General features: G+C 72.1%; 2 protein-coding genes and 1 pseudogene. All 3 read right to left on the bottom strand.

What is annotated here, in order from left to right:
* Positions 1–51: 51 nt before the first annotated feature.
* Entirely contained in the window at positions 52–1,722 is a 1,671-nt protein-coding gene (locus G6028_RS14780; RefSeq protein WP_182659324.1) for a serine hydrolase, read from the bottom strand.
* A gap of 9 nt (positions 1,723–1,731) precedes the next feature.
* Positions 1,732–2,766, bottom strand: a complete 1,035-nt coding sequence (locus G6028_RS18100; protein ID WP_338404238.1) for a glycoside hydrolase family 1 protein — start codon at positions 2,764–2,766, stop codon at positions 1,732–1,734.
* Between the two features lies 1 nt (position 2,767).
* Positions 2,768–3,011: pseudogene (locus G6028_RS14770) on the bottom strand (transposase); the annotation flags it as partial.

Below are 3,011 nucleotides of genomic sequence, written 5' to 3'. Positions count from 1 at the left end.
CTCCGGCTGCGCCGGGTGCGCCGGGTGCGCCGGGGCGGCGGACGCGCGCGGTCAGTCGGGGGATCCGGGATCGCCGGGTTCGTCCCCGGCGGGCGCCCTGGTGAAGGTCCCGAGACCGTTGCCGTCCAGGAGTTCGACGGTGACCTCGTCGTCGTCGAACGTCACGGAACCCCGCGACCCCGGCGGCCAGTTCTCACTCCGCGGTTCGACCGCGAACGTGTCGCCGTCCCAGGGGTCGAGTGGCCAGGCGGCGGCGCCGCCGACGGTCATCTCCAGCGCGTCCTCCGACTCTCTGACCTCGAGGGTCCCGAAGTAGTCGTTGCGGTACGTCCCGACCAGCTCGGCCGGGTCCCTCGACGGTGCCGGATCGGCGGGCGGGGTCGCGTCCACCAGGTCCCCGACCGGGTCGAGCAGTGACGCGAACGCCTGGCCGAACAGATCCCGCCAGTCCAGCGTGGGGTCGCCGTACTGGGCGTAGTCGGCGAACCTGGCGTTGATCGTCTCCGCCACCCCGCTCGGCGAGGCGTTGGTCACCGTGATGATCCCCAGGTCGAGCGAGGGCAGCATGAGCATCGCGGTGCCCGCCCCGAGCGCGAACGCCCCGGAATGGCTCCACTGGACCCGACCCGAGGAACTGGTACCGATGTTGAACCCGTAGCCGTAGGACCCGGGACGGTCCGCGGCGGCCCGCGGCGGCGAGGAGACGATCTGCGGGGTGAGGGCCTCGCGCAGCGCCTCGGCGGGCACGACCTGGGAGCCGCCGGGCCCCTTGCCGTCGTCGAGCACCATCGCCATCCAGGCGGCCATGTCGGTCACCGACGAACTCAGGCCCCCCGCCGGCGCCTGGGCGTCGGGGTCGCGCTGGGGATCGGCCGGGACCCAGTCCCCGTCCGGGTCGCTCTGGTCCGCGGAGTCGGGGGAGTCGGGGGAGTCGGCGCGCACGTGGCCGACCGCCCGGTTGTCCCGCTCGAGCAGCTCGTCGTGGGAGAACGAGGTGTCGGTCATGCCGAGCGGGTCGAAGATCCGCTCGCGACCCAGCTCGTCCCAGGGCGTCCCGGCCGCGACCGCCACCGCTTCGGCCCCCGCGGTGAGACCGAAGTTGGTGTACGCGTAGGAGGTTCGGAACGGCGTGAGCGGCAGGTGGCGCAGCCCGTGCAGGACCGCGGGTCGGTCGTAGCCCAGGTCCTCGAGGTCGTCACCCGCGTGCTCGGGGAGCCCGGAGCGGTGCGCGAAGACGTCACCGACGGTCACGAGGGGGGACACCTGCGGATCGGAGAGCTCGAACCACGGCAGGTACTCGCTGACGGGGGTGGACCAGTCGACCTCACCGTTGCCGCTCTCGGCCGCCACCACCGTGGCGCTGACCGACTTGGAGATCGAGGCCAGCGGGAAGACTGTCCGGGCGTCCACCTCGGCGCCCGTGCTGGTGTCCCGGACGCCGAACCCCTCCGCGAGGACCACCTCACCGCCGTGCACCACGGCCACGGCCGCGCCCGGGATGCCGGAGGCGTCGAGTTCCTCCTCGACGATCCCGGTGACCTTGCCGATCGCGTAGTCGATCCGGTCCTCGCTGACCTCGAGTCCCGAGTAGGCGGCCGGGCTCTCGTCGGGGCCGGGTGTGGCCACCGGTGTCCCGCACGCCGATCCGAGGAGCGCGACGGCCGCGCACACGCTGATCGCTCCCAGGGTCCGACGGTGCCCGGTGGCCGAATCGGTGGTCATCCGCCCAGCTTAGACCGCCGGAGGGGTCCCGGAGGCCCGTGTCGGACCATTCCCCGCGACTCGGTTGCGGTGCGCGTCGATCAGGTCGCGATACCAGTACCAGGAGTCCTTGCGGGTGCGCGTCAGGGTGCTGTGGTCGACGTGGACCAGGCCGAAGCGCTCGGCGTACCCGGCGGCCCACTCGAAGTCGGTCCGCTCGACGCCCTCGATCCGCACCGGGCGGAACGGCATGTCCTCCGGGAAGTCCACCTCGAGCACCCCGGCGTAGTCGGCGTCGGGGCGTGGGGACTCGATCACCGTGGGTTCGTAGTAGTTGACGCCGTAGTGGTCGAGGGGGCTCGCGATGACGACGAGGTCCTGCTCGAGCTGGTCGGCGGTCAGGCCGGCGGTGGTCATGACGAGCTCGGCCACCCAGTCCTCCGGGTAGGCGCCCCGGAGGACCGGATCGGAGAACAGCCAGTTGGTCAGGATGCGGAACATCTCGGCGGCCCCGACGTCCTCCGGGGAGTCGGTCGCGGCGATGACGGGGAAGTGCTGTTGCACCACCCCGACCTCGTGCCGGGGGCCGGCGGCACGGATCGCCTCGACCGCCAGACCGTGTGCGCGGAGCAGGTTGTGGGCCACGGGCAGGCAGTCCAGTCCCATCCCGAGCGCCGGCGCGTGATCGGTGAGTCCGTGGCCGTAGAGGGTGTGGACGTTCATCTCGTTGAGCGTGAGCCAGCGGGTGACGCGGTCGCCGAGGGCGTCGACCACCACGGCGGTGTAGTCGGCCAGGGCCTGCGAGGTGTCCCGGCTCAGCCAGCCGCCCTCGTCCTGCAGGGCCTGGGGAAGGTCCCAGTGATAGAGGGTGGGCACCGGGCGGATCCCGGCCGCCAGGAGGTCGTCGACGAGCCGCGAGTAGAAGTCCAGGCCGGGCCGGTTGACCCGCCCGCGCCCGGTGGGCAGGACCCGCGACCAGGAGATCGAGAACCGGTAGTCGTCGACGCCCAGGGCGGCCAGGTCGCGGACGTCCTCGGCGTGGCGGTGGTAGTGATCGCACGCCACGGCCGGGGTGTCGCCGGCGCAGGCTCGCGGCGAGGAACTCTTCTGTGTTGTCGCACCACACGCCGATCGGGTGATAGCCGAAGGTGCGCTTATAGGTTGGCGCCGCGTGTTCCTTCTCGCTGTGGGTGACCACGATGGTGGCGTCCACATCGAGAACGATCGTCGATCCCAGGTCCCGGCCCGCGCACTTGGATGCGGGCACCCCGCCGGGCAGGTGGGACCACACGTGCCGCCGTGCCCGAGCC

The sequence above is a fragment of the Dietzia cercidiphylli genome (assembly GCF_014145145.1).
In the GTDB taxonomy this organism is placed as follows: Bacteria; Actinomycetota; Actinomycetes; order Mycobacteriales; family Mycobacteriaceae; genus Dietzia; species Dietzia natronolimnaea.
This window is presented reverse-complemented; position numbering and strand designations above follow the sequence as displayed.